Origin of the sequence: Collinsella aerofaciens (assembly GCF_964283865.1) — a bacterium.
In the GTDB taxonomy this organism is placed as follows: Bacteria; Actinomycetota; Coriobacteriia; order Coriobacteriales; family Coriobacteriaceae; genus Collinsella.
In genome coordinates this window covers 15,281-38,724 of sequence record NZ_CAXYLS010000008.1, presented here as the reverse complement: position 1 = coordinate 38,724, position 23,444 = coordinate 15,281, and the positions used below count along the sequence as shown (strand labels likewise).

Annotated in this window: 21 protein-coding genes; 5 read left to right on the top strand and 16 right to left on the bottom strand. The window is 59.7% G+C overall.

Annotated features, from left to right (window positions below; genetic code table 11):
• Positions 1-44 precede the first annotated feature (44 nt).
• Both ACRX4W_RS05970 and ACRX4W_RS05965 read left to right on the top strand, forming a co-directional pair.
• Complete coding sequence (locus tag ACRX4W_RS05970) at positions 45-1,019, top strand: DUF5692 family protein (RefSeq protein WP_255413080.1); 975 nt, start codon at positions 45-47, stop codon at positions 1,017-1,019.
• 242 nt (positions 1,020-1,261) lie between these two features.
• A complete protein-coding gene (locus tag ACRX4W_RS05965) occupies positions 1,262-2,749 on the top strand; it encodes a hypothetical protein (protein WP_390448467.1) in 1,488 nt (495 codons plus the stop codon).
• A gap of 73 nt (positions 2,750-2,822) precedes the next feature.
• Here the strand turns inward: ACRX4W_RS05965 and ACRX4W_RS05960 are convergent, their stop codons facing one another.
• The 7 genes from ACRX4W_RS05960 to ACRX4W_RS05930 form a co-directional block, all read right to left on the bottom strand.
• Entirely contained in the window at positions 2,823-4,175 is a 1,353-nt protein-coding gene (locus ACRX4W_RS05960; RefSeq protein WP_117655936.1) for an ATP-binding protein, read from the bottom strand.
• 207 nt (positions 4,176-4,382) lie between these two features.
• A complete protein-coding gene (locus ACRX4W_RS05955; RefSeq protein ID WP_164473271.1) occupies positions 4,383-4,550 on the bottom strand; it encodes a hypothetical protein in 168 nt (55 codons plus the stop codon).
• A gap of 232 nt (positions 4,551-4,782) precedes the next feature.
• Positions 4,783-5,643: a PTS system mannose/fructose/sorbose family transporter subunit IID gene (locus ACRX4W_RS05950; protein WP_117839968.1), complete on the bottom strand. Its 861-nt coding sequence runs from the start codon at positions 5,641-5,643 to the stop codon at positions 4,783-4,785.
• Entirely contained in the window at positions 5,640-6,467 is an 828-nt protein-coding gene (locus ACRX4W_RS05945; RefSeq protein ID WP_118345060.1) for a PTS mannose/fructose/sorbose/N-acetylgalactosamine transporter subunit IIC, read from the bottom strand. Before ACRX4W_RS05945 ends, ACRX4W_RS05950 begins: the two co-directional genes overlap by 4 nt.
• Positions 6,468-6,479: 12 nt before the next feature.
• Positions 6,480-6,977 (bottom strand): PTS sugar transporter subunit IIB, encoded by a 498-nt coding sequence (locus ACRX4W_RS05940; RefSeq protein ID WP_117839966.1) that lies wholly within the window; start codon positions 6,975-6,977, stop codon positions 6,480-6,482.
• A gap of 47 nt (positions 6,978-7,024) precedes the next feature.
• Positions 7,025-7,447, bottom strand: a complete 423-nt coding sequence (locus ACRX4W_RS05935) for a PTS sugar transporter subunit IIA (RefSeq protein WP_158558613.1) — start codon at positions 7,445-7,447, stop codon at positions 7,025-7,027.
• A 10-nt stretch (positions 7,448-7,457) separates the two neighbouring features.
• Positions 7,458-8,345 carry a class II fructose-bisphosphate aldolase gene (locus ACRX4W_RS05930; protein ID WP_117839964.1) on the bottom strand — a complete coding sequence of 296 codons (888 nt, stop codon included), beginning with the start codon at positions 8,343-8,345 and terminating at the stop codon, positions 7,458-7,460.
• Positions 8,346-8,594: 249 nt separating this feature from the next.
• On the opposite strand from ACRX4W_RS05930, the gene ACRX4W_RS05925 reads away from it, so the two are divergent.
• The gene (locus ACRX4W_RS05925) at positions 8,595-9,383 is read left to right on the top strand and encodes a DeoR/GlpR family DNA-binding transcription regulator (protein ID WP_158558612.1); all 789 of its coding nucleotides are present in this window, start codon (positions 8,595-8,597) and stop codon (positions 9,381-9,383) included.
• Between the two features lie 74 nt (positions 9,384-9,457).
• Here the strand turns inward: ACRX4W_RS05925 and clpB are convergent, their stop codons facing one another.
• On the bottom strand, positions 9,458-12,082 hold the full coding sequence (clpB, locus tag ACRX4W_RS05920; protein WP_117839962.1) for an ATP-dependent chaperone ClpB: 2,625 nt from the start codon (positions 12,080-12,082) through the stop codon (positions 9,458-9,460).
• A gap of 286 nt (positions 12,083-12,368) precedes the next feature.
• Positions 12,369-13,040, bottom strand: coding sequence for a hypothetical protein (locus ACRX4W_RS05915; protein ID WP_432299607.1), 672 nt, complete (start codon positions 13,038-13,040; stop codon positions 12,369-12,371).
• Positions 13,041-13,274: 234 nt separating this feature from the next.
• On the opposite strand from ACRX4W_RS05915, the gene ACRX4W_RS05910 reads away from it, so the two are divergent.
• Entirely contained in the window at positions 13,275-13,943 is a 669-nt protein-coding gene (locus ACRX4W_RS05910; protein ID WP_117839960.1) for a hypothetical protein, read from the top strand.
• A gap of 272 nt (positions 13,944-14,215) precedes the next feature.
• Here the strand turns inward: ACRX4W_RS05910 and ACRX4W_RS05905 are convergent, their stop codons facing one another.
• The 5 genes from ACRX4W_RS05905 to dnaK all read right to left on the bottom strand — a co-directional run bounded on the left by ACRX4W_RS05905 (position 14,216) and on the right by dnaK (position 21,103).
• Complete coding sequence (locus ACRX4W_RS05905) at positions 14,216-16,516, bottom strand: hydratase (protein WP_432299605.1); 2,301 nt, start codon at positions 16,514-16,516, stop codon at positions 14,216-14,218.
• 287 nt (positions 16,517-16,803) lie between these two features.
• A complete protein-coding gene (locus ACRX4W_RS05900) occupies positions 16,804-17,220 on the bottom strand; it encodes a heat shock protein transcriptional repressor HspR (protein ID WP_117839958.1) in 417 nt (138 codons plus the stop codon).
• 72 nt (positions 17,221-17,292) lie between these two features.
• Positions 17,293-18,258, bottom strand: a complete 966-nt coding sequence (locus ACRX4W_RS05895; RefSeq protein ID WP_117770265.1) for a DnaJ C-terminal domain-containing protein — start codon at positions 18,256-18,258, stop codon at positions 17,293-17,295.
• A gap of 107 nt (positions 18,259-18,365) precedes the next feature.
• Positions 18,366-19,208, bottom strand: coding sequence for a nucleotide exchange factor GrpE (locus ACRX4W_RS05890; protein WP_432299604.1), 843 nt, complete (start codon positions 19,206-19,208; stop codon positions 18,366-18,368).
• A 2-nt stretch (positions 19,209-19,210) separates the two neighbouring features.
• Positions 19,211-21,103, bottom strand: coding sequence for a molecular chaperone DnaK (dnaK, locus tag ACRX4W_RS05885; protein WP_006235214.1), 1,893 nt, complete (start codon positions 21,101-21,103; stop codon positions 19,211-19,213).
• 591 nt (positions 21,104-21,694) lie between these two features.
• Here dnaK and ACRX4W_RS05880 point away from each other — a divergent pair.
• Entirely contained in the window at positions 21,695-21,946 is a 252-nt protein-coding gene (locus tag ACRX4W_RS05880; RefSeq protein WP_158564522.1) for a ferredoxin family protein, read from the top strand.
• A 90-nt stretch (positions 21,947-22,036) separates the two neighbouring features.
• On the opposite strand, the gene ACRX4W_RS05875 is transcribed toward ACRX4W_RS05880, so the two are convergent.
• Positions 22,037-22,582: a transcription repressor NadR gene (locus ACRX4W_RS05875; RefSeq protein WP_432299602.1), complete on the bottom strand. Its 546-nt coding sequence runs from the start codon at positions 22,580-22,582 to the stop codon at positions 22,037-22,039.
• Positions 22,582-23,442, bottom strand: a complete 861-nt coding sequence (gene nadC / locus ACRX4W_RS05870; protein ID WP_432299600.1) for a carboxylating nicotinate-nucleotide diphosphorylase — start codon at positions 23,440-23,442, stop codon at positions 22,582-22,584. Before nadC ends, ACRX4W_RS05875 begins: the two co-directional genes overlap by 1 nt.
• Between the last annotated feature and the right edge of the window lie 2 nt (positions 23,443-23,444).

The window sequence follows — 23,444 nt, the reverse complement described above, 5'->3', positions numbered from 1 at the left end:
AGGAGAGCAGCATGCTGTTCGATGTTTAGGGTAGCAATACCCTTATCCACTGGGCCGGCTGGGCCATGGTCTTTATTGGCCTGATCGTGCTCAACGAGGTCGGCCGCCGCACCAAGCTGGGCGCGGCCATCATCTTTGGCGTGGCTCCGCTGGCCATGACCATCTACTGCGTCGCTATCGCCATCGGCGTCTCACAGGGTGCCGAGTGGGCGCTCACCAACCCCACCCATGTGTACCAGAACAGCTGGTTCCACTACGCCAAGGTATACGCGGCGCTGGCCGGTTGCTGGGGCTTCATTGCCATTAAGTACCAGTGGGGCAAGATCGGCAAGGCGCATTGGTTCCGCGCGTGGCCGTTTGTGATCGTCGCCATCAACATCATGATCGCCGTCGTGTCCGACTTTGAGAGCGCCTATCACTTCTTTGTCCTGGGCGAGTCCACCTGGGTCACCTCCGAGGGCGCCACGCAGCTCGCCGGCTGGAACAACGTGTTCAACGGCATCGCCGGTATCATCAACATCTTCTGCATGACCGGTTGGTGGAGTGTCTACGCCTCTGAGGACAAGACCGACATGCTGTGGCCCGACATGACCTGGGTCTACATCATCGCCTACGATATCTGGAACTTCTGCTACACCTACAACTGCTTGCCCACCCACTCCTGGTTCTGCGGCTTTGCACTGCTGCTGGCGCCCACCGTCGCCGCCTTTATCTGGAACAAGGGCGGCTGGATCCAGAACCGTGCCTTTACGCTGGCTATTTGGTGCATGTTTGCCCAGGTATTCCCGTACTTCCAGGAGGAGTCCATCTTTGTGACCCACTCCACGCTCGACCCCGGCGCCGCTACCGCGGTCTCGATCGCCGCGCTGGTCGCCAACGTCGCCGCGATCATCTACATCGTCTACCGTGCCAAGAAGCTCGGCCGCAATCCCTACAAGCAGGACGTCTTTGAGGGCACCAGCGATTGGGAGAAGGCTACCGCTCGCCGCGCCAAGGTTGATTACGCGCACGCCGAGTAACGCGCTCGCTGCCGTCCGCATTTGGATGTAGGCGCGTCTCTTTGGCTCCGTAATCTCGCGTTATGCGCAGCCCCCGGAAAGCAATTCGTTTGCTTTCCGGGGGCTTTTTGCTGTCGCGCGTGCATTCATGCACATATTCACAATGTATCGCGCAGATAAAATCGAATTTCCGACTGCACGCCAGCTCTATGTGACCTTAATTTTGGGTACATTGTTGTCCCGATATTGAGCTTGGGGGATATATGGAAAATGAGACGAGGGGCCAAGAGGACGCGGCCCAAGATGCAGCGGCGTGCGCCGAGGCCTTGGAGAGCCTAGACCGGTTTTCGCTGGACGAAGTTGCGTTTGACGAGACAATCGTCGACATGCAGGACGCGGCGGGCGATGGCATACCGGATACGGGCGACGACGTCGAGGATGCTCGCGATGAAGCCGATGTCGAAAAAGGCGATGACGAGGGCAATGGCCAACCGGAACCCAACGCGGGAGATGAGACCTCCCTGCTTGGCGACTTGCCCGTCGACGAATCGCTCACCCGCGAGCTCCCCGGCTTGGGCTCTGCGCCAGTCGTCGACGAGACCATCGCCATGGGAGATATTCCCCTGCCGTCCGCTCCCTCGGCACACGAAGCCGAGGTTCGTCATCGTAAGATGTCGCCCAAGCGCCGCAATCTGATGGTCGCCGGTGTCGTGGCCGTCGCGCTCGTCGCCGGCGGCGCGGGCTATGCGGCTTGGAACGGATACCAGCAAGAGCAGGCCGCCGTAGTTGCCGCAAACGCCCATACCATGATGTCGGTGCAAATTGGCGTACATGCCGCGGGACTCGACTGCTCCACCGGCTCAAAGATCCCCGTGCAGGTGAGTGGCCAGGACTCCGACGGCTCTTCTGTGAGCGAAACGCTCTACGTTGACGAGCACGGCCGCGGCATCAAACTGCTGCCCGGCGATTACACGCTCTCCATCGCTGCCTCCCCCATCGCGGCCGACGGCACCATCTATACCGTCCCGACCACCAAGACGCAGGTCACCGTTAAGAGCGATGGACAGGATTTAAGTGCCCAGGCTGCCTTTAAACTCAAGGTGCCTTCGGCCGACACGGTAACCGACGACCAGATCGATGCCGCCGCCAAATATGCCGAGGAGGGAGGCGCGAGCTCCGCCGCCACCGCCAAGGTGCTCCAGCAGGCGGCAACCGCGCGGCGCGACGCCGCCGTCAATGCCCTGAGCGCGCAAAAGGCACAGGCAGCCCGTGATGCCGACGCCCGTCACAAGGCAACCGACCTCTACCAGCTCGATATCCCCGTCGAATGGTACGGCAAGGTCGAGACTTGGCAAAATGGCAGCACGCTATGCATCTATCTTGCCGGCGACAGCGATACGCCGATTGTGACGCTCGTCGCGGTGCGCGAGGGCGAGAGCTTTACGCCCGATGAGGGCGATACGGTTTTGGGTGCGGCCAATCTAGGCAACGGTTATACCGTCTACGCCAGCGGCCCCGTCTATCCGTACGTGGTGCCCCAGACCATCAACGGGCGCACGCAGAACCCCGTGTCGACCTATCCCATGGACACAGCCATTGAGCTTGTCGAGCTTACGACCGGCAACCGCTACACCTACAGCCAGATCAAGAGCGTGCTGGTCGGCAAAGACGGCAAGGCCGACGCTGCCACCAAGCTCGAATGCGACTACATCGCCCAGATTCTGCTGCCGAGCATCAAGGCCCAGGACTAGCCGGGCGCATCATGGTACTCCCCAACCGTGATGAAGGGGCCAGGAGGTCCTGGCCCCACAGATCCGTAGATGATTAGGCAAGGAGCCACTTCCATGCGGGCACAGCGTGTACCACACCGTGTTCACATGGAATATCGGCCTGTTCATCCATAGTAACGATTACCGACTCGCCAAGATCAAACTGGGCCATCGAGGCATCGAGGGCTGCAATTTCGCGTTCGCGCGTTTTCTCGCTTGCCATATCCACACTCACCTGAGTCAGGCTATAAGCCTGCATGAGAAGTGCATCCCCAGCCACAAAGTCAACCTCATGGCTTTTATTCTTCTCCTTGACCAGTAGGCGGCAGACCGAACCGACCCGCACCGCAGGAGTCCTTCTTCTGAGCGCATTGAACACCGCAGTCTCGAGCCTCTGGCCCTGGTCCAATGCCGATGCGGGAGAGAATGCTCCAAACATCGCAGGATCGACAGCGTAGACTTTAGACGCAGACCGCGTATTATTTGCAAGTGAACGCGTAAACTCCGGCACAGAAAACAGCAGGTAGGCGTCCTCGTAATACTCAAGTAAGTCGCTGAGCGAATTACGACTGACGGGTATCTGCCTGCTCTTGAACTCGTTGTACACCTTGTTCACCGACAGCTCTCGTCCCGAAGATGCCATACACCGCGTCAGAAACAGTGAGGCCAAACGAGGGCTCTTGACGTCGTAACGCTCCACAACGTCCATAGCGACCGTTCGCGACGCATATTCCTGTAGCAGCTGAATCGCGTCTGCGGGCGTCTGCTCAAGTGTCGCGATGAATCCCCCTCGCTCGAGATATCCGACCAGATGGTGTCGGAGCAACGCTGCAGCGCTTGAGGAGAAGGGCGCGTTCGACTCAGGAACGCTCCCCGTCTTATATCGGACGTATTCCGAAAAACTCAACGGAAAAAGCTCTCGCACAAGAGAACGGCCCCTGAACTCGCTCTTAAGTTCTGAGGACAGCATCTTAGAAGAAGATCCCGTCACGTAAACGGTCGCCTTCTCCGTATCGACCACGCGTCGCAGAAACGCACCCCATTCGGGTATTTCCTGGATCTCGTCAAAGAAAAGGTAGGCGCCCTCGCCTCGAGCAGCAGGATATAGTGCATAGAATGTATCGAGCACGTCCGCTAGTAGCGATGGCTCATACGGACGCAAGCGCTCATCCTCAAAATTGAAATATAGCATCCGGTCAAGCTCGACGCCTTGGCCCTGAAGCCGCCGTATCTCCTGATACAGGCGATACGTCTTTCCACAACGACGGGCGCCCACAATCACATATACGATGTTGTCGCGCTTTGGCTCCTGCGGGTTGCCCAGATCAAGGTCGCGCTCAAAGACCTGCGGAATCCCCTGTTGCTCAAAGTCCTTTATTTTTTGAGCCACCAAGTCGTTGAATGCCATAATTCTCCAATCTTGCTCTCCTGCTAATCAAGATTATAACGATTCTTGATTAGCAGGAGAGCAAGATTATGCGTATCTTGATTAATGGATAAGCAAGTTTTCTATTAGTGGCCCCTCCCGGAGGATATCGAGCGGCCGAGGGGGCAGGCATGAACGCCTCTAGCCGAAAACAAAGTAGCTAAAAAAGCCCCGTCCCAAATCAGCTACTTAACGCCAGGGGTCGGCTTCGAAGAGGGGCTCGCGCTCGGGGCGACGATCGCTATAAGGATCGTAGCCGTCGTCATCCTCGTTCTCGGCACGAATGTAGGGATCGGTGGGCTTTTTCGTCTCCCTCTTCTCGCGCAGGGGCTGCTTGCACTCGTCCTTGCTATCCATGGCATGCACCTTTCCGTGTGGCTTGAATTCCATTCTTACACTATGACTGATTACGGCCATCGTAATGCATGGATACCGCGGGATGCGGTATCCAGAGCGCACACGTGCTTACGAATCGTCTACGCGTATCGGCGCAGACAGTGTATACATTGCTTTAAACCCAACGCAAGCCCGCCCGAGCGCACCTTAGGCACACTCGGGCGGGTAAACATCGTCTTGAAACTTGCAGCAACTAGCAAATCCCCGTCAGGCCAAGCACCAGGCCAATGATCATGGTGCCGATAATGATCCAGTTCACGTTGGTGTTCTTCTTGAGCAGCTTGAAACAACCCAGGGTGTACAGCAGCGGAATCAGGCCGATGAAGATCGTATCGAGATACGTCTGGATCATGACCGGATCGCCCTCGGGCATCGGAATTGAGATCGCGCAGTTGAACTTAACGAACGAGGCAGCCATGGCGCCGATCATCAGCAGGCCGAGCGTGCTTGAGAGTTTGGTTACAATACCCATCAAGCCGCTCTCGTAGATCTTGGTGATGAAGCTCGAACCGACGCGATACCCAAGAACCGTCAGCACCCAACGCGTAATCCACGACGGAATGTTGTAAATGAGCAGAAACGCGATCGGACCCAGAAGCGATCCGTTCTGAGAGCACAGCGCCATACCGACCGAGGCCGCGATAACACGGATAACGCCCCAGAAGATTGCATCGCCGATGCCCGACATGGGACCCATGAGCGAAGCTTTGACCGAGTCGATCGAATGCGTATCGAAATCAGGCTCGGCCGCGTTCTCCTTCTCCATCGAGGCAACAAGGCCCATGCAGAACGTACCGACATTTGACGTGATGTTATACCAGGTCGAATGGCGTACCAGGGCATCGCGACGCTGTTCTTTATCCGGGTAGAAACGCTCGATGGCAGGCCAGATGGACCACATGAAGCCTGAAGCGCCTCCGCGAGCGCCGCCGCCGTAATGGGCAAAGACGTTGAACGAGTGGAAGAAGATGCCGCGCAGCATCTTACGGTCTTCAGCGGAAAGATCCTTAGTGGAGATGCTGATCTTCTCGCTTGCGGTATCGGTGGTACTCATGCGAAGAAATCCTCCTCTTCGAGCTCGGCGACGGACTGGGCACCAGCTGCGACGCCCGATTCGCGCAAGGCCTTAATCTGGTTGCGCAGGTCGAGATTTTCAAGGTCACGCAGGGCCGTAACGACCAAGATCACTGCACCGACGGCGGCAATTGCGACCATGGGCATGTTGAGATATTGGAAGAGCACGAAGCCGAGCAGGAAATAAATTGCAATCTTGTTATCCCAGAGCATGCGCAGAAGTAGCGCCATGCCCACGGCGGGAAGCAGGCCGGATGCAGCATTGAACCCGTTCAGGACCGCCTGCGGCACCATATTCATAAGCTGCGATGCCGGCTCGGCACCGACCCACACCGCCAAAAACGTCGGGATGGCGAATAGACCGTTCATGACTACGGCGCCGCCAAAATGGCAGATGAAGAGCTTCTTACTGTCACCCGAGTTCGCGGCCCAATCAATAACAGGAGCCCAGAAAGACATGAGCACGTTGAGAACGAGCGAGTAGATGATGTTCGCAAAAATAGCCGCAGCCACCGCGAGCGGAATCGCTACGCCCTGCTCCATGCCAGACACGACCACGAAGCACACAGCGAGCACCGTTCCTGCCACCGTATCAGCCGAAGTCGCACCGCCCACGTTGACGCTTCCGATGAAAATAGCCTGGAGCGCAGCACCGATGATAATGCCTGCGGTAACATCGCCAAAGATAATGCCCGCCACAAGACCCACGCCCAGGGGCTGGTCAATCATGGGCTGTCCAAACGTCCATTGGACGAAATAGCAGATAAAAGCTGCCAAATATGCCAAGAGCGCAGTCGTCAGCATATCAATCCCTCCTTAGAGCTTTGCCAGCAGGTCGGAAACCTTGACCTTACCGTCTGTAACGCCGACCTGATGAAACACCGGCAGATCTTGCTCACACAGCTCGCGCGCTGCAGCCACCTCGTCTGGATTGAGCGTTACACCCGTTGTCAGCAGCACCTTGGCTGCATCGTCGCTTCGATCGAAGCGGCCGACATTCGCAACGTTCACGCTGCCGATCCTACCGGGAGCCCCTTTCACTAGTTTGAGTGCATCGGCGATGTTCCCAGTAAGGGCGAAGATGCGCATCTCGCCCGCACGCGGATCGTTAGCAATCTTGATAGCGTCGTCTATTGTACGGATGAGAAGCTTCTGCCCACTCGGGCAAGCCATCTTGAGCGTCGACGACTGGGTTTCATTTTGGGCCGCAGCGTCATTCGCGACTAAAATACCCTTGGTGCTCAGCTCCTTTCCCCACATGAGCGTGACCTGTCCGTGAACCAGGCGGTCATCCACTCGCAGCTGAACGATCATTTCGTTCTCCTTTCGTCTTCGCTCCGCCCGCCAAAGCGGACCACTTCCTATCCAAAGAAATCGTCATCGGTATCTGTCGCCCCGCCTGCCCGCAGGACCACACGCCGCATGGAGGTCGATGCCTGCGCGATTACGCTGTCGATATACTCGGGCGTGAACGCCTCGCCCGTAATCAGGCATTCGAGAATTAACGCGATGTTGAAACCGGTCACATGTACGATGCCGTGCTTTTCCGGCTGCATGGCCGTAACCATGTTGCAGACGCTCCCGCCCAAAAGATCGGTAACGATCAACGCATCGTCCTCTGGCCTCACGCCATCGATAAACTCTGCGATCTGCTCATTGGGATCCGATTCGTCCACATAGCAATCAACGACGGTTATGGCGCTATCATCATGAAGCAGCACCTCAGCCACACTTTTGACGCCACTTGCTAGGCGTCCGTGGGTTGCAACTAAAATTTTCTTCATAGCACACCCCTTAAGCCAAAGGAGCCGCGCCATTGGCGAATACTCGCACGACATGCTCGAATGTGCTGCGCAGGCTCTCGAACGCGACTGCCGTCATATCGTGCCAATAGATCGGAGCATCCGGATGTCCCTCAGTCTTTTCATCAACCATGGCGCGCACGGCATCGCCGGCATATTTAACGCCATACGTGTAGTAGTTAATCTTGCGGATGCCGGCATTGATGGCACGAGCGTAATCCTCGTCGGAAACACCGGAGCCACCGTGCATGACAAGTGGCACGTTCACACAGCTGCGAATGTCGGTCAGAACGTCAATGTTCAAATGGGGCTCGCCCTTATACAGGCCGTGCACCGTTCCGAACGAGCAGGCCAGGATATCGAGCCCCGTGGACTCAACGAAGTCACGCGCCTGGTCAGGATCGGTATAGATGGCGCCCGCCTCTTCCGCCGTGGACCCAGCATCAGGATCGCCACCCTCACGCGACCCCATAGAACCAAGTTCGCACTCAAGGCCTGCACCAAAGTCGGCGCACATCTGGGCAGCGTACTGGGAAAGCTCAACATTACGTTCGTAGGAAAGTGCAGAACCGTCGAACATGACGCCCGTGAAACCGAGCTCCAACGCACGACGAGCATAGGATAGATTCTCACAATGATCCAGATTCAGGCAGATATGCGCACTCGAGCGCTCAGCCAGTGCTGTAACCAGCGGAGCCACCACGTCAATCGGCACCAGCGACTCGTGAACCTCGGCATGCTGGATGATAATCGGATAACCTGTTTCCTCCGCCACGTCCACAGCGGCGCGGACGGCCTCAAGACTCGCGGAATTTACTGCAGCGACCGCCATATTGTTCTGTTCGGCGATGTTGCAGATATCTCTCATACTGACGAGCATCTGTTCTCCTTTCCTCAGGCAGACCATCGCTGTTTGGCTTTCTCCAAACGCAACATTTTGCGAGTTCATTATATTGCGTTTTGTTTTGCTTTGTTTCGGAATTGACGTCTGCTACCGCGAACGGTCGAAAACCTGCCCCGAACGTTCGATATGTTTTGTTTAGAGTTGTTTTATTTCATTTCAGGAATTGTTGTTCTGGTAAAACTGAAGGTAACAAGCCTTGTCCCACAACAAGCCCTGGGAGTTCTTATGAGTGAACCGCGTCCCTATTACCTGGAAGAACGGCAGGAAGAAATACTCGACTTACTCAATGCGAACAGCACTGTTCGCATTGTTGACCTCAGCGAGCGCTTCGGTGTTTCGGAAGCGACCATTCGAAAGGATATGCGGGCTCTCGAAGGCAGAGGACTTCTCAGGCGAACCCATGGCGGCGCGATCTTACCGAACCCCAATTCTCGCGAACTTTCGTTTGAAGACGCTTCTTCGACGGCCCAAGACGAAAAACGCCGCATCGGTTACGCTGCGGCGAAAATGGTGCGCGACGGCGACACGTTCTTTCTTCAATCGGGAACAACAACGGGCTGCATGCTACGCGCTCTCAAGGGCCGCAAGAATCTCACGGTTCTCACGAACGACCTATCTCACGCGATACTTGCCGAAGAATTGCTGGTGGACAGCGAGGTCATTCTCCTGGGCGGACAACTGAGATTTGGCTATCACTACACACAGGGCAACGAGACTATCCGGCTGCTTAACGAGTACTTTGTTCCCACTGCTTTCATGGGAACCAATACCTTCTCGTTTTCAAAAGGATTTATGGCGCATCGATTGGAGCAGGCGAACATGGTGAGCGCCATCGCGAACGCTGCCGACCGACGCATAACCCTCATGGACTCATCGAAAATCGGCGTCATCGGCTTGGTTCACGCCCTTGACCTCAATGAGATTAACTGCCTGATCACCGACACCGGTGTCGATGCGGACACGAGGCAGCGACTTGCCGAGCTTGCCCCCAACTTGGAGATCATCTACGCCTAGACTGCCCGGCACATTCGACGCAGCATGAAAAAGGGGCGACGGGTAAATCCCGCCGCCCCTTTGCTTGAGCTCAGCTATTCCTCGGGCGCCTCGTATATCGGCGTCGGCGTGTTGTCGCACACGACGGTAAAACCGCCGTCCTTGTCGACATCGACCGTCACCTGATCGCCCTCGCGCACCGTACCGTCGATGATAGCGGCGGCAATGGCATCCACGACCTCGCGCTGCACGAGACGCTTGAGCGGACGGGCACCAAAGACCGGGTCCAGGCCGCCCACGGCGAGCATCTGCTTGGCCGCCGGGGTGATGGCCAGCGTCATGCGCTCCTTGGCCAGACGCGCGCGGACGTCGGCGAGCTGGATGTCGACGATCTTCTCGATCTGCGCCATGCCGAGCGGATGGAACACCACGATATCGTCGATACGGTTGAGGAACTCGGGGCGGAAGGTTTGAGCCATGGCCCCGTCAACCTGATGGCGCATCTCCTCCTCGTCCTTGCCGGACAGATCGGCGATAGCCTTGGAGCCCACGTTGGACGTCATGATGATAATCGTGTTCTTGAAGGACACTTGGCGACCCTGACCGTCGGTCAAACGGCCGTCGTCGAGCACCTGCAGCAGCACGTTAAAGACATCCGGATGAGCCTTCTCCATCTCGTCGAGCAAGATCACGGAGTAGGGACGACGGCGCACGGCCTCGGTGAGCTGGCCGCCCTCGTCATAGCCCACGTATCCCGGGGGCGCACCGATCAGACGCTGGACGCTGAACTTCTCCATATACTCGGACATGTCGATACGCACGAGCGCGCGCTCGTCATCGAACAGGCACTCGGCCAGCGCCTTGGCGAGCTCGGTCTTGCCTACGCCGGTGGGGCCCAGGAAGAAGAAGCTGCCGATGGGCTTGTCTGGGTCGGAGAGACCCGCACGGCTGCGACGCACGGCCGCGGCTACAGCGGAGACGGCCTCGTCCTGACCGATAACGCGCTTATGCAGCTCGCCCTCCAAGCCCTTCAACTTGTCGAGCTCGCCCTGCATCATCTTGGACACGGGCACACCGGTCCAGGCGCTCACGACCTCGGCGATCTCGTCGGAGGTCACCTGTTCGTTGAGGCCCTCGCCGTCCTGCTGCTTTTGCGCCTCGAGCGCAGCCTCGGAATCCTGAATCTGCTGCTGCAGACCCGGGATCACAGAATAGCGAAGCTCGGACGCACGGCCCAGATCGCCGTTGCGCGTCGCGCGCTCCTCTTCGCTCTTGGCCGCGTCAAGCTGGCCCTTAAGCTCCTGCACGTGGTCGATGGCGTTCTTTTGGTTGAGCCAGCCGGCCTTTTGCACGTTGAGCTTTTCCTGGACTTCGGCAATCTCTTGGCGCAGAGCCTCCAAACGCTCCTTAGAGGCGTCGTCGGTCTCTTTCATGAGCGCCTGTTCCTCGATCTGCAGCTGGGTGAGCTGACGCGTGGTGGCGTCGATCTCGACCGGCATGCTGTCGAGTTCCATGCGCAGGCGGCTCGCGGCCTCATCGACCAGGTCGATAGCCTTGTCGGGCAGGAAGCGGTCGGCGATGTAGCGGTCGGAGAGGTCGGCGGCAGCCACGAGCGCGCTATCGGTGATGTGTACGCCGTGGAAGATCTCGTACTTCTCCTTCAGGCCACGCAGGATTGAAATGGTGTCCTCGACGGTAGGCTCGCTGACCATCACGGTCTGGAAACGACGGGCGAGCGCCGCGTCCTTCTCGATGTACTTGCGGTACTCGTCGAGCGTGGTCGCGCCGATCGCGTGCAGGTCGCCACGAGCGAGCGCCGGTTTGAGGATGTTGCCGGCGTCCATGGAGCCCTCGGTGGCACCCGCGCCCACGATGGTATGGAGCTCATCGATGAACAGGATGACCTTGCCTTCGGATTTTTGCACTTCCTTGAGCACGGCCTTCAAGCGGTCCTCGAACTCGCCGCGGTACTTGGCGCCGGCGACCAGCGCGCTCATGTCGAGCTCGATGAGGTCGCGGTCGCGCAGGGTGCTCGGTACGTCGCCGGCCACGATTCGCTGAGCAATGCCCTCGACGATGGCCGTCTTGCCGACGCCCGGCTCGCCGATAAGCACGGGGTTGTTCTTGGTGCGGCGGGACAGAACCTGAATAGTACGACGGATCTCGTCGGTACGGCCGATGACCGGGTCGAGCTTGCCGGCGCGAGCCAGATCGCAGATGTTGCGACCGTACTGCTCCAACGCCTCAAACTGCGTCTTGTCCTCGGCAGACGTCACGCGGTCATCGCCGCGCAGTTCCTCGTAGACTTGCTCGATGCGCTCCTTGGTCACGCCGGCGTCACGCAGCACGCGACCCGCCTCACCCTTGTCCTCGGCAAGTGCCATCAGCAGATGCTCGGTCACCACAAAGCTGTCGCCCATCTTGGTGGCCTTTTTCTCGGCCTTCTCGATCACGCGAACGAGCTCGTTGGACAGGCCCATCTGCTGACCCTCGCCCGACACCTTGGGCGCATGGTCGATGGCATCTTGTGTGGAGCGTGCGAGCTGAGCCGGGTCGGCACCGATGCGCTCGATGATCACGGAGATATTGCGCTCGCCGGCACCGAGCAGGGCAGACAGCAGGTGGATCGGCTCCACCGCGCCGGCCTGTGCATCGGCAGCCGTGCTCATGGCGGTCTGCAGCGCCTCGCGCGACGTCATTGCTAGCTTATCGATTCTCATGGAATCACCTCTCTTGGGGCGGCCGCCCTACGGGGCGGCTTCACGTTGTTCGAGAAGTATTGTTGCCAGCTTTACGCGATCTTATACACAAATCTAAGTCTCTATATATAAGATTTTCTGAGTGAATTACGGATAGGGTACTGAGATGTCAGCCCGCCGCTGCCCAGGCGCGCTACCGTCTCGATCTGTAACATCTAGCAGCCATTTTTGATCCTAGATGTTACAGATCGAGACAGACCGAAAACCACCACAAAGAGGACAGGCACCTTTGTGGTGGTCGCGGTCTCTACTCCTTCGCCGAACCCGTACTTCCCGATTCGACGGTCCAGGGCATCTCATCCTCGAACAGCCATGTACGGGCAGACCCACTATCGCGTGCAGTCTGCGGGTCAGGCAAGCAGGTCTGTTTATAGGCATCTTGGATACACTGACCCATAAAATCGTTGAGCTCGCTCTGGTCGCCCTCCATGACATAGGCGACATCGCCGTCCATGATGTAGATGCCCGGACCCTCATTGCCCTCGTAGCCCGGATCGTACGAGACATCACATAACTTTGCGCCGTTTGCAGTGTCCAGCTCGATGGACGAGTGGCATCCGCCAACCATGTCGTTCGCTTTTGCCCGATAGGACGCATATCCGTACCAACGCTTAAATGTTTTGCCCTTGAGTAGCTCGGACGCCCTATCGATCAGGCTTGTATCCGTGGTATAGCGCATGGCCCCAAGCTGAATACGCGGATAATTACTAATACCCAGCACAGCCGGCTGCTCATCAAAATCAACGGCAATGGTCTCGGGCTTGTCGTCGCCGGTCAGAAGTTCGACAGATTGAGTCACAGGCTTGACCACCGGCTCCGTCACCGCAGCAGGTAGAAATGCCATACCGACAGCGCCCGCGCCAACCACAGCGATCGCAAGCGCCAAGACAATCAATCCAATACGGGCAGAACGGCTCACGGCAAAACACCCCACAATGCAAACCTTCGCCACCTGCACTAATGATACCGCCAGCTAACACTATTACCAAAAGAAGCCGCGCGCTCCTCACCACCACAAAGGGGACAGGCACCTTTGTGGTGGTTTTCGACGCTAACGGTCGACCATCTCGCGCAATGAGATTAAACTTGAATTGCTCTCTGAACATATCCATTTCTGCCTATCCTCAACAGATCTTTGTCTCGAGGAGCGCATATGAAGCCGCCTCATTCCACCGGTCGCAACGTCATCGCCATTCTCGCCATACCCATCGTGATGCTCTTCCTTATCGTCATCACGCCCTTTTCCCTTGGTATCACCTCGCCCTTCGATTTATGCGGAATGGTCGACGCCAGCTCGCGTGCCACCTCGCTCTCCTTTATCTGTCGCGGCGTGTTTTACGAAGATGGAATTCCCACCGGAAGTTGGCAGTCAAAGTTGCCACTGCTCGGTCAGATCGACGGATGCTCCCCCTATTTCTGCCTTGGACCTCAGACGCTAAACTATCTAATCGACGACCAGCCACTCGACTTCATCACCCTCGCCTACGACTACGCACCAAACACCGATGAGCGCCACATGAACCAAGTCCTCGACAAGATGCTTGGACAGTGCGGGCTCACCGAGGAGGCCGGTCGAACCATCTATAGCAACCAGAAATTAAAGCGAACAGAACTCCGCCGTGTCGGAAAAATCAAAGGGCGAAACGGGGCCGCCTACTGGGATGCCTGGGCAACACGCGACAAGGGCGAATTCGGACACAGCACCTATATGGTCACTGTCTACACCAAAGACGGAATTAAGGACAATGTTGACGATTTCGCGTCATCCAAACTCGGCATCCCCAAAACAACCAAACCCGCCAGCCCAGATGAAATTCTGTAGAGCCGCCCATTAACATGCCGCTCAACGATCACAACAGCATCGAGCTCGTCCCCACCACCACAAAGGTGCCTGCCCCCTTTGTGGTGGTTTTCAACAAAAAGAAGCCGCCCCGATAACAGAGGCGGCATCAAGCAAGTCTATTTATTAGCGTCCCTCAAGACCCAACGAGAACGCAGAAATGTAGCCCGGGGCTTACCCTTTCCCGAACGCGGCCCTCGTGAAGCGCGTGAGCGGGCGGGAAAGGGTAAGCCCCGGGCGGACAATTAAGTGCGCTACTCGGCAGCGGCCTTGAACTTGTTGTAGTTGATCAGGCAGCCGGCCTTGACGATGGCACGCTCCTCTGCCGTCATATCGGCAATGTAGAGCTCAATCTGCTCGACCGCACCATCGGCGCGCACCACGTAGGCGGCGATGTCCTTCAGGTCGCCATCGAGCGCGGCACGGATACCCGGCACAAAGACGTAATCGCCCACCTCAAAGTTGGGCTCGGCCTCCATCTGGAAGGGCACCATGCCCCAGTTCATCACGTTGGAGCGATAGCGCTTGGTGGCGTACTCGTGGACGATGTTGGCCAGGCCGCCAATTACGCGCTGGCAGCTCGCGGCCTGCTCGCGGGCGCTGCCGTCGCCAGGCTTCTTGGCGTAAATCATGGAACCGAACTCGGTCGCCTTGGCATCGGCCGCGACACCCGCGCCGGCCAGCGCCTCAAACACACCGGCAAGCTCGGCATCGAACGCCGCCAGGTCGCCCGCGGACTCGCCGGCAACGCGACGCTTCTCCACAGCGTCGACCTCCTTGGAGCGACCCACGTAGGCCGGGTCGCGGCGGCTCAGCGTAAACTCAGCCAGGCCCAGCGGGTTGGAGCGGAAGGAGCTCGTCTCGCCCGAGGGAATGAGCTCGTCGGTCGTGGTGACCGGGTCCATGATCTTGGAGCAAACCTTGAGCAGGATGTCGTCGCCGAGCGGCTCCATCGCGGGCCACGGCTTGATGTTGGGGCCTTCGACCAGCTCGTCGGCAGGCTCCGCCTTGCCAAAGCCCCAGTACACGCGCTTCTTGTACGGCGCGTCGTCAAAGGTGTACTCGCAGGCCTCGTCCCAAGTGTCCTCGGGCAGGTCGGTCGCCGGCGTCAGGACGCCGCCGTTGGCAGCCGTTGCCGCAATGGAGCGGGCGTCCATCAGGGCCACGGCGCTCAGCTGGCCATTACCCGGCTTGGAACCCTCGCGGTTGGGGAAGTTGCGCGTGGTGTGACGGATCGAAAGGCCGTTGTTGGCGGGCGTGTCGCCGGCGCCGAAGCACGGGCCGCAGAATGCCGTGCGCACGATTGCGCCGGCCTCCATGAGGTCGTAGATGTAGCCGCGGCGTGTAAGTTCGAGCGCCACGGGCTGGCTCGTGGGATAGACCGACAGCGAGAACTCGCCGCAGCCGGTATTGGCGCCCTTGAGCACGCGGGCAGCCTGGACCACGGAGTCATAGTTGCCGCCCGAGCAGCCGGCGATAACGCCCTGCTGCACGTGCAGCTTGCCGTCGACGATCTTGTCGAGCAGGCTAAAGTGCGTCTTGCCCTCGCCGATCTTGGCGGCCTCGAGCTCCACCTCGTGCAGGATGTCCTCGAGGTTCTCGTTGAGCCCGTCGATCTCAAAGCCGTTGGAAGGATGGAACGGCAGTGCGATCATGGGCTTGATGCTCGACAGGTCGACCTCGACGCAACCGTCGTAGTAGGCGACATCGGCGGGCTTGAGCTCGCGATAGTCGTCGCCGCGGCCGTGCATGGTCAAAAACGCGTGCGTGTCCTCGTCGGTGGCCCAGATGCTCGACAGGCAGGTGGTCTCGGTGGTCATGACGTCGACGCCGTTGCGGTAGTCGGTCGTCATGCTCGCGATGCCGGGGCCCACAAACTCCATGACCTTGTTCTTGACGTAGCCCTTGGCAAAGACAGCGCGGATGATGGCGAGCGCCACATCGTGCGGGCCGACGCCGGGGCGCGGGGCACCCGTGAGGTAGATGGCGACGACGCCGGGATAGGCGACGTCGTAGGTGTCGCGCAGCAGTTGCTTTGCCAGCTCGCCACCGCCCTCGCCCACGGCCATAGTGCCCAGAGCGCCGTAGCGGGTGTGCGAGTCGGAACCCAGGATCATCTTGCCGCAGCCCGCGAAGTTCTCACGCATAAAGGAGTGGATAACGGCGATATGCGGCGGAACGAAGATGCCACCGTACTTCTTGGCGGCCGAGAGGCCAAAGACGTGGTCGTCCTCGTTGATGGTGCCGCCCACGGCGCACAGCGAATTATGGCAGTTGGTGAGCACGTAAGGCAGCGGGAACTGCTCCATGCCCGAGGCGCGCGCCGTCTGGATGATGCCGACAAAGGTGATGTCGTGGCTCGCCATGGCGTCGAAGCGAATCTTGAGTGCCTCGGGATCTCCGGACGTATTGTGTGCCTGGAGGATCGAATACGCGATGGTGCCGCGCTTGGCATCCTCGGGCGTCTGCGTAATACCGCGCTCGGCAGCCTCGGCCGCAGGCACAACCTCGCTGCCGCCGCGCAGGTAGATGCCGTCCTCGTACAGCTTGACCATACTGTCTCCCACTCTGCCCAAAACGATTTGGGCGCATAGCATACATTCGTTCAATATCGTGCCATAGAACGGTTGCGAGTGGGTTACGAATCTGCACGTTCACTTTATCTCAGTAAAGCAAAGAACGAGTTGGGTGCCGGGGGCAGACTTAGACGCCGAAATGACGAGAGTGGATAATCTCCCACTTTGAGCCTGCAAACAGGCCAAAAACGGGAGATTATCCACTCTCATTCTGCGGGCACTCATTTAAGTCTGTCCCCAATGAGTGCCCGGCAGCGTCGGCGGAGCTATAGGTCGCTACCCGTACCTAGCAGCTTGCGCATGACTTGCTCGGGGTTGACTGAGCCGTCGCGCGGGGCCAGGGCGGTGATCTTCTTCTGCATCTTATACTCGTGCAGCTCGTCCTCGAGCTGGCGCACGCGAGCGCGGAGCTTCTCGTTCTCGCGCTCGCGCTCCTCGGAACGCTCCTTCATATCGAGGATGCGCACCACGCCGGCAAGGTTGATGCCCTCGTCGGTCAGTTGGTTGATGAGTTCCAGACGCTCGATATCGGCACGCGAATACAGGCGCGTGTTACCGCCCGAGCGCTGAGGATTCACCAGGCCCTTGGACTCGTAGACGCGCAGAGTCTGCGGGTGCATGCCGGTCAGCTCGGCCGCCACGCTGATCATGTACAGCGGTTTGTTCCTATTGTCCTCGGCCATGCTACCTGACCCCTTTCCGTCTCGTTATCGTCCATCATAAGCCCGCGGGCGTGGGCGTGCGCCGCGACCGCCCTAGTACGTCGCCTTGTAACGATTGACCTTCTCGCGATAGTCGCGCGTGTCGGCCTCGCGCAGCTTGGTCATGGCATCGCGCTCATCGTCGGACAGGTTCGTGGGAACCTGCACCTTGATCTCGACGAGCAGCGCGCCCGTGCGGCCACGGTGCTTAACATCGGGCGCGCCCATCTCCTTAAAGCGGAACTTCTTGCCCGTCTGGGTACCCGCGGGCACTTTCAAACGGACCGTCGCACCGCCGGGCGTGGGCACGTCCACCGTGCAGCCGAGCGCCGCCTCGTAGACCGAGACCGGTACCTCCATGGTCACGTCGGCGCCTTTGCGCCTAAACAGCGGATGCTCCTCCACATGCGTGGTCACGACCAGGTCGCCGCGCTCGCCGCCGGCAACGCCATACTCGCCGCGACGTTTGTAACGCAGCTTGCCGCCGTCGACCGCGCCTGCAGGCACCGAGACCGTAATGGTCTGCTGCTCGCCTGTCGAGGGAATGCGGTAGGTGACCTTGTGCGTCACACCGCGAAACGCGTCCTCGGCCGTCACATCGACGGTCAGCGACAGGTCGCCGCCCTTGCGAGCGCGGCTGCGGCCAGCGCCGGCACCGGCAGCGCCCGCAGCCCCGGCAAAGCCCGAGCCCCAATCGCTGCCCCAGGCGCCGTTGCCGCTAAAGATGCTGTCGAAGATGTCGCCCCAGCCGCTGGCACCAGCGCCGGCACCGTAGCCGCCGCCATACGCGCCGCCCGCGCCCGGCATGCCGCCAAACATGAGCATCTGGTCGTACTCTTTGCGCTTCTTCTCGTCCGAAAGCGTCTCGTAGGCCTCGCTAATCTCCTTGAACTTGGCCTCGTCGCCTCCGGCATCGGGGTGATATTTTTGCGCGAGCTTGCGAAACGCGCTCTTGATCTCTTTGTCGGAGGCGCTCTTGGATACGCCCAGGATGTCATAGAAGGTTTTGCCTGCAGCCATCGTAGCTCCTCTCCTGTTTCATCCGCCGCCCAGCGGGCGGCGGCTCATGCTTTCATATGGCACTAGGCCAGAAAGGGCCCCGGGTGTTGCCCCGGGGCCCTTCTCAATTACTCCTCGGTGCTCTCGGCCGTATCGGCCGTAGCATCCTCGGGCGCCGCTTCGGGCTCCGGTGCGGGGCGCTTCTCGCCACCGTAGGTCACCGTCACCATCGCGGAACGCAGGATGCGATCCGCCATGCGGTAGCCCTTCTGGTATACGTCGTTGACGGTCTCGTCGTACTGCGACGTGTCCTCAACGCGACCCACGGCCTGGTGCTCGAGCGGATCGAACGCCTCGCCCTTGGGGTCGATGGGCTCAACACCCTCGTGCGCAAACACATCGAGCAGCTTGGCATGCACCGCGTCGACGCCGTCGACGAACTGCTTAAAGTCATCGGCAAGCTCCTGGCTGCGGGCATGGTCAATCGCGCGCTCGATATCGTCGACCACCGGCAGCAGCGCGGTGACAAGCTTCTCGGTCGCGCGCTCGCGCTCGGCGATACGCTCATTGGCGGTGCGGCGACGGAAGTTCTCCCAGTCGGCCTGAAGACGGGCGGTACGCTCGGTGGCGTCCTTTGCCTTGTCCTCGGCGGCCTTCTGGGCCTCTGCCGCAGCATCGAGCTCGCTGCGCACGTCGGCGAGCTCCTTTTGGGCCTGCTCGAACTTGAGCTTAAAGTCGTTGTCGGCGGCTTCCTCACCGGCGCGGATAGCGGCTTCCACCATCTCGTCCTCGGTCATCGTCGCCTCCTTGTTGGAATCCTCTACCTGGTTCTCGGCAGCCTCGGCGGCCGCGGCCTCGTTGGCCTCGGTATCGTCGACGGCCTCTACGGGAATCTTCACGTCCTTCTCCTCAGAGTCAACGGGGGCGGTGCCAGTGGCAGCCGCCTCCGTGCGAGCTTTACGGGCGGACATGATTACTTGTCCTCGTCGTCCACAACCTCGTAGTCGGCATCGACGACGTCATCGTCGGCAGGCTGGGCGCCGGCGGCACCGTCGGTCTGCTGCTGAGCGTCGGCGTAGACAACCTGAGCCAGCTCGTAGGCCACGGACTGCAGGGACTCGCCGGCGGCCTTGATGGCCTCGACGTCAGAGCCCTCGAGCGCCTTCTTGGCGTCGGCGATAGCGGCCTCTGCCTTGGACTTCACGTCGGCGGAAACCTTGTCACCGAGCTCGTTGAGGGTCTGTTCGGTGGAGTAGCACAGGCTGTCGGTCTGGTTGCGGACCTCAACCTCTTCCTTCTGCTTCTTGTCCTCCTCGGCATGAGCCTCGGCGTCCTTGACCATGCGATCGACTTCGTCGTCGGAAAGCGCGGTGGAGCCGGAGATGGTGATCTGCTGCTCCTTGCCGGTGCCCTTGTCCTTAGCGGAGACCTTGACGATGCCGTTGGCGTCGATGTCGAAGGTGACCTCGATCTGCGGCACGCCGCGGCGGGCAGCCGGGATGCCGGTCAGCTGGAACTTACCGAGCGACTTGTTGTCGCGGGCAAGCTCGCGCTCGCCCTGGAGCACGTTGATCTCGACGCTGGTCTGGTTGTCGGCAGCGGTGGAGTAGACCTCGGTCTTGGAGGTCGGGATCGTGGTGTTGCGGTCGATCATCTTGGTCATGATGCCGCCCATGGTCTCGACACCCAGCGACAGCGGGGTAACGTCGAGCAGCAGGATGCCCTCGACGTCGCCGGTGAGCACGCCGCCCTGGACGGCAGCGCCGTCGGCAACGACCTCGTCGGGGTTCACGGACATGTTGGGCTGCTTGCCGGTCATGGTCTTGACGAGCTCCTGGACGGCGGGCATACGGGTGGAGCCGCCGACGAGGATGACCTCGGTCAGATCGGAGAGCTTAAGCTTGGCGTCGCGCAGGGCGTTGGTGACAGGCTGCTTGCAGCGCTCGAGCAGGTCGCGGGTGATCTTCTCGAACTCGGCGCGGGTCAGCGTGTAGTTGAGGTGCAGCGGGCCGGACTGGTTCATGGTGATGAACGGCAGGTTGATGGTGGTCTGCTGGGCAGCGGAGAGCTCCTTCTTGGCGTTCTCGGCGGCCTCCTTCAGACGCTGCAGGGCCATGGGGTCCTGACGCAGGTCGACACCGTTCTCCTGCTGGAACTTATCGGCCATCCAGTCGATGACGCGCTGATCCCAGTCGTCGCCGCCCAGGTGGTTGTCGCCCGAGGTGGACAGAACCTCAAACACGCCGTCGGCGAGGTCGAGGATGGAGACGTCGAAGGTACCGCCACCCAGGTCGAAGACCAGGATGCGCTGGTCGGTGCCCTGCTTGTCCAGGCCATAGGCAAGAGCAGCAGCGGTCGGCTCGTTGACGATACGCTTGACGTTGAGGCCGGCGATCTTACCGGCGTCCTTGGTGGCCTGACGCTGGGCGTCGTTGAAGTAGGCCGGGACGGTGATGACGGCGTCGGTGACGGTCTCGCCCAGATACTTCTCGGCGTCGGCCTTCATCTTTGCGAGCGTCATGGCGCTCACCTGCTCGGCGGTGTAGTCCTTGCCCTCGATGTCGACGACGGCACGGCCACCCTGGCCCTCCTTGACCTCGTACGGCACGGTCTTGATCTCGGAGGTGCACTCGGAGTACTTGCGGCCCATGAAGCGCTTGATGGAGAACACGGTGTTCTTGGGGTTGGTGACAGCCTGGTTCTTAGCGGCCTTACCCACGACGCGGTCGCCGTCGGCACGGAAGCCCACGACAGACGGGGTGGTGCGGTCGCCCTCGGCGTTCACGATAATGGTCGGAGAACCGCCCTCGAGAACGGCCATTGCGGAGTTAGTAGTACCAAGGTCGATACCAAGAATCTTGCCCATTAGAAATTCCCTCTCTCTTGTGCGTTTGCACCAACTCGGCGGTCTGCCGAGCGGTGTTTCGGCTTGTCTTTCAGGATGTAGTGTATCCCCTTATGGGCCGGAATATACAAAATCTAAGTCAATTCATATAAGATTTCTTATTGCCAAGAGTTTAGGTTCTTAAATGCGCAGGTAGATGCACTGTTTGGGTTCTAGGCAAATCTATCGAGATCTATGTAGAGATGGCTGAGGCTTGGGTCCGAGGGTGCCTGGGGCTGCCTTGCGGAAAGCTCGTCCCGTTTTGAGCGTGGATTCCGGGCCGCGGTTTCCGTCTGAAGGCTCAACCGGAAACCGTATCCCGTTTTGAGAGCTGATACCGGGTCGCAGTTTCCGCTAGCGGGCCCAACCGGAAACTGCGACCCGTTTTTCGACCAAATAACGGGATGCCCTTTCCGCAGGCGCGCTCAATAGCTCAATATTTCAAGTCACCTTTAGCTAACATTTGCGCAGCTCAACGGCCCCACCTGCGCGTTTTTTAGTAAACCTTGGCATACTCGGCGAACGGTATGAAGATGCCGGCCAGAGGGTATTGCAAACGGTCGCTCCCGTGGTATGTTTTTGCCCGAATCAAACCGGCGCGCATCGCCTGTAGCGTCGGTCAACAGAGAGGAAACTACCATGGCTCATCCCGTAATTGATGCCGACGAGTGCATCGCTTGTGGCGTTTGCGTCGACTCCTGCCCCGCTGGCGTTCTGGAGCTCCAGGACGTCGCTACCGTCGCTGACGAGGACTCCTGCGTCGCCTGTGGCGCTTGCCAGGACGCTTGCCCCGCTGGCGCGATCACCGAGATCGTCGAGGAGTAACAACTCCCCCACTGCACACTCAAAAGTACACCGTGCACAAAAAGGAGGCCTCCGCATCGCCGCGGAGGCCTCCTTTTGCATTCGTCGTTACTAGGACAGGCCGTCTTCGTAGGGCATTAGGTCCGCCAAGTAGCCTTTCTCCTTGAGCATCGCCTCGATCTCGTCGAGGGTTTGCTCATCCTCTGCCGCAATGCGATGGAAGTGATAGCCGCTCGTCACCGTTAGTAATGGAAAGCTCTTGCCGCTCTCGATATCGTGCAGGTAGCGCTCAACATCGCGACGATTGCGGATGTCCAGGTCGGCTGTGATCTTACCGTACACACGATGGTTGACGATCACGTTGAGCACGGCGCCACCCGCGTCGACGATACTCGTAAGCTCGTCGCCCGCCTGCTCCACACCGTGGCGCACCTTAACAAGACGCGTGGGCACGGCGGGGCTGCTGGGGGCCTCCTGCAGCACGTAGCCGCGATTGGTCGCCACGATATCGTGCCCGTCGGCGCGCAGCAGAGCGATGTCTTGCACGACAATCTGGCGGCTCACACCCACCTCGCGGGCAAGTGCGCTGCCCGAAACGGGCTCCTTGGCTTCCTCGAGCACGCCCATGATGGCACGGCGACGCTCGCGGGCGTCCATTATTTACCGTCCAGCAGACGCAGGTGCTTAAGCGAGAGGTCGAGAATCGGCGCAGAGTGCGTCAGGGCGCCCGAGCTAATATAGTCGACACCCAGATCGGCGAGCGCGCGGATATTGCTGGCGTCCACGTTGCCCGAGCACTCGGTCTTGGCGCGGCCGGCGATAAGCTCAATTGCAGCAGCCATGTCGTCGTGGGTCATGTTGTCAAACATGATGATGTCGGCGCCGGCCTCCACAGCCTCGCGCACCATGTCCAGGTTCTCGCACTCGATCTCGACCGTCGTGGTAAACGACGCATGGGCGCGTGCCATCTCGATCGCGCGCGTCACGCCACCGGCGGCATCGATGTGGTTGTCCTTGAGCATGACGGCCGTCGACAGGTTGTAGCGGTGGTTGCTGCCGCCGCCGATCTCGACCGCCGCCTTTTCAAACACACGCATGCCCGGCGTGGTCTTGCGCGTGTCGACGAGCACGGTCTTGGTGCCCTCGAGCACCGCGGCCATCTGGTATGTATAGGTAGCGATGCCGCTCATGCGCTGCAGATAGTTGAGCGCCACGCGCTCGCCCGAAAGCAGCACGCGCGCATCGCCGCGCACCTGGCCCACGTGGTCGCCGGCGTGCACCTCGTCACCGTCGGCAACGTCGAACAGCACCGAGCTCTGCGAATCCAGCAACTCAAAGGTGCGGGCAAACACATCCAGGCCGGCGATAATGCCGTCGGCCTTGGCGATGAGCTCAACGGTAGCGGGGCGCGCCGTGGGGCACACGCTCGCCGTACTCACGTCCTCAAACGTGATGTCCTCGCGCAGAGCCTGCAAAATCAGATCATCGACGACGAGCTTCATGGTAATGGGATTCATGG

Excerpts from the sequence above, each read along its gene's own strand:
- ACRX4W_RS05965 (WP_390448467.1), top strand. The coding sequence starts at position 1,262 with ATGGAAAATGAGACGAGGGGCCAAGAGGACGCGGCCCAAGATGCAGCG.
- ACRX4W_RS05960 (WP_117655936.1), bottom strand. The coding sequence starts at position 4,175 with ATGGCATTCAACGACTTGGTGGCTCAAAAAATAAAGGACTTTGAGCAA.
- ACRX4W_RS05955 (WP_164473271.1), bottom strand. The coding sequence starts at position 4,550 with ATGGATAGCAAGGACGAGTGCAAGCAGCCCCTGCGCGAGAAGAGGGAG.
- ACRX4W_RS05950 (WP_117839968.1), bottom strand. The coding sequence starts at position 5,643 with ATGAGTACCACCGATACCGCAAGCGAGAAGATCAGCATCTCCACTAAG.
- ACRX4W_RS05945 (WP_118345060.1), bottom strand. The coding sequence starts at position 6,467 with ATGCTGACGACTGCGCTCTTGGCATATTTGGCAGCTTTTATCTGCTAT.
- ACRX4W_RS05940 (WP_117839966.1), bottom strand. The coding sequence starts at position 6,977 with ATGATCGTTCAGCTGCGAGTGGATGACCGCCTGGTTCACGGACAGGTC.
- ACRX4W_RS05935 (WP_158558613.1), bottom strand. The coding sequence starts at position 7,447 with ATGAAGAAAATTTTAGTTGCAACCCACGGACGCCTAGCAAGTGGCGTC.
- ACRX4W_RS05930 (WP_117839964.1), bottom strand. The coding sequence starts at position 8,345 with ATGCTCGTCAGTATGAGAGATATCTGCAACATCGCCGAACAGAACAAT.
- ACRX4W_RS05925 (WP_158558612.1), top strand. The coding sequence starts at position 8,595 with ATGAGTGAACCGCGTCCCTATTACCTGGAAGAACGGCAGGAAGAAATA.
- clpB (WP_117839962.1), bottom strand. The coding sequence starts at position 12,082 with ATGAGAATCGATAAGCTAGCAATGACGTCGCGCGAGGCGCTGCAGACC.
- ACRX4W_RS05910 (WP_117839960.1), top strand. The coding sequence starts at position 13,275 with ATGAAGCCGCCTCATTCCACCGGTCGCAACGTCATCGCCATTCTCGCC.
- ACRX4W_RS05905 (WP_432299605.1), bottom strand. The coding sequence starts at position 16,516 with ATGGTCAAGCTGTACGAGGACGGCATCTACCTGCGCGGCGGCAGCGAG.
- ACRX4W_RS05900 (WP_117839958.1), bottom strand. The coding sequence starts at position 17,220 with ATGGCCGAGGACAATAGGAACAAACCGCTGTACATGATCAGCGTGGCG.
- ACRX4W_RS05895 (WP_117770265.1), bottom strand. The coding sequence starts at position 18,258 with ATGGCTGCAGGCAAAACCTTCTATGACATCCTGGGCGTATCCAAGAGC.
- ACRX4W_RS05890 (WP_432299604.1), bottom strand. The coding sequence starts at position 19,208 with ATGTCCGCCCGTAAAGCTCGCACGGAGGCGGCTGCCACTGGCACCGCC.
- dnaK (WP_006235214.1), bottom strand. The coding sequence starts at position 21,103 with ATGGGCAAGATTCTTGGTATCGACCTTGGTACTACTAACTCCGCAATG.
- ACRX4W_RS05880 (WP_158564522.1), top strand. The coding sequence starts at position 21,695 with ATGTTTTTGCCCGAATCAAACCGGCGCGCATCGCCTGTAGCGTCGGTC.
- ACRX4W_RS05875 (WP_432299602.1), bottom strand. The coding sequence starts at position 22,582 with ATGGACGCCCGCGAGCGTCGCCGTGCCATCATGGGCGTGCTCGAGGAA.
- nadC (WP_432299600.1), bottom strand. The coding sequence starts at position 23,442 with ATGAATCCCATTACCATGAAGCTCGTCGTCGATGATCTGATTTTGCAG.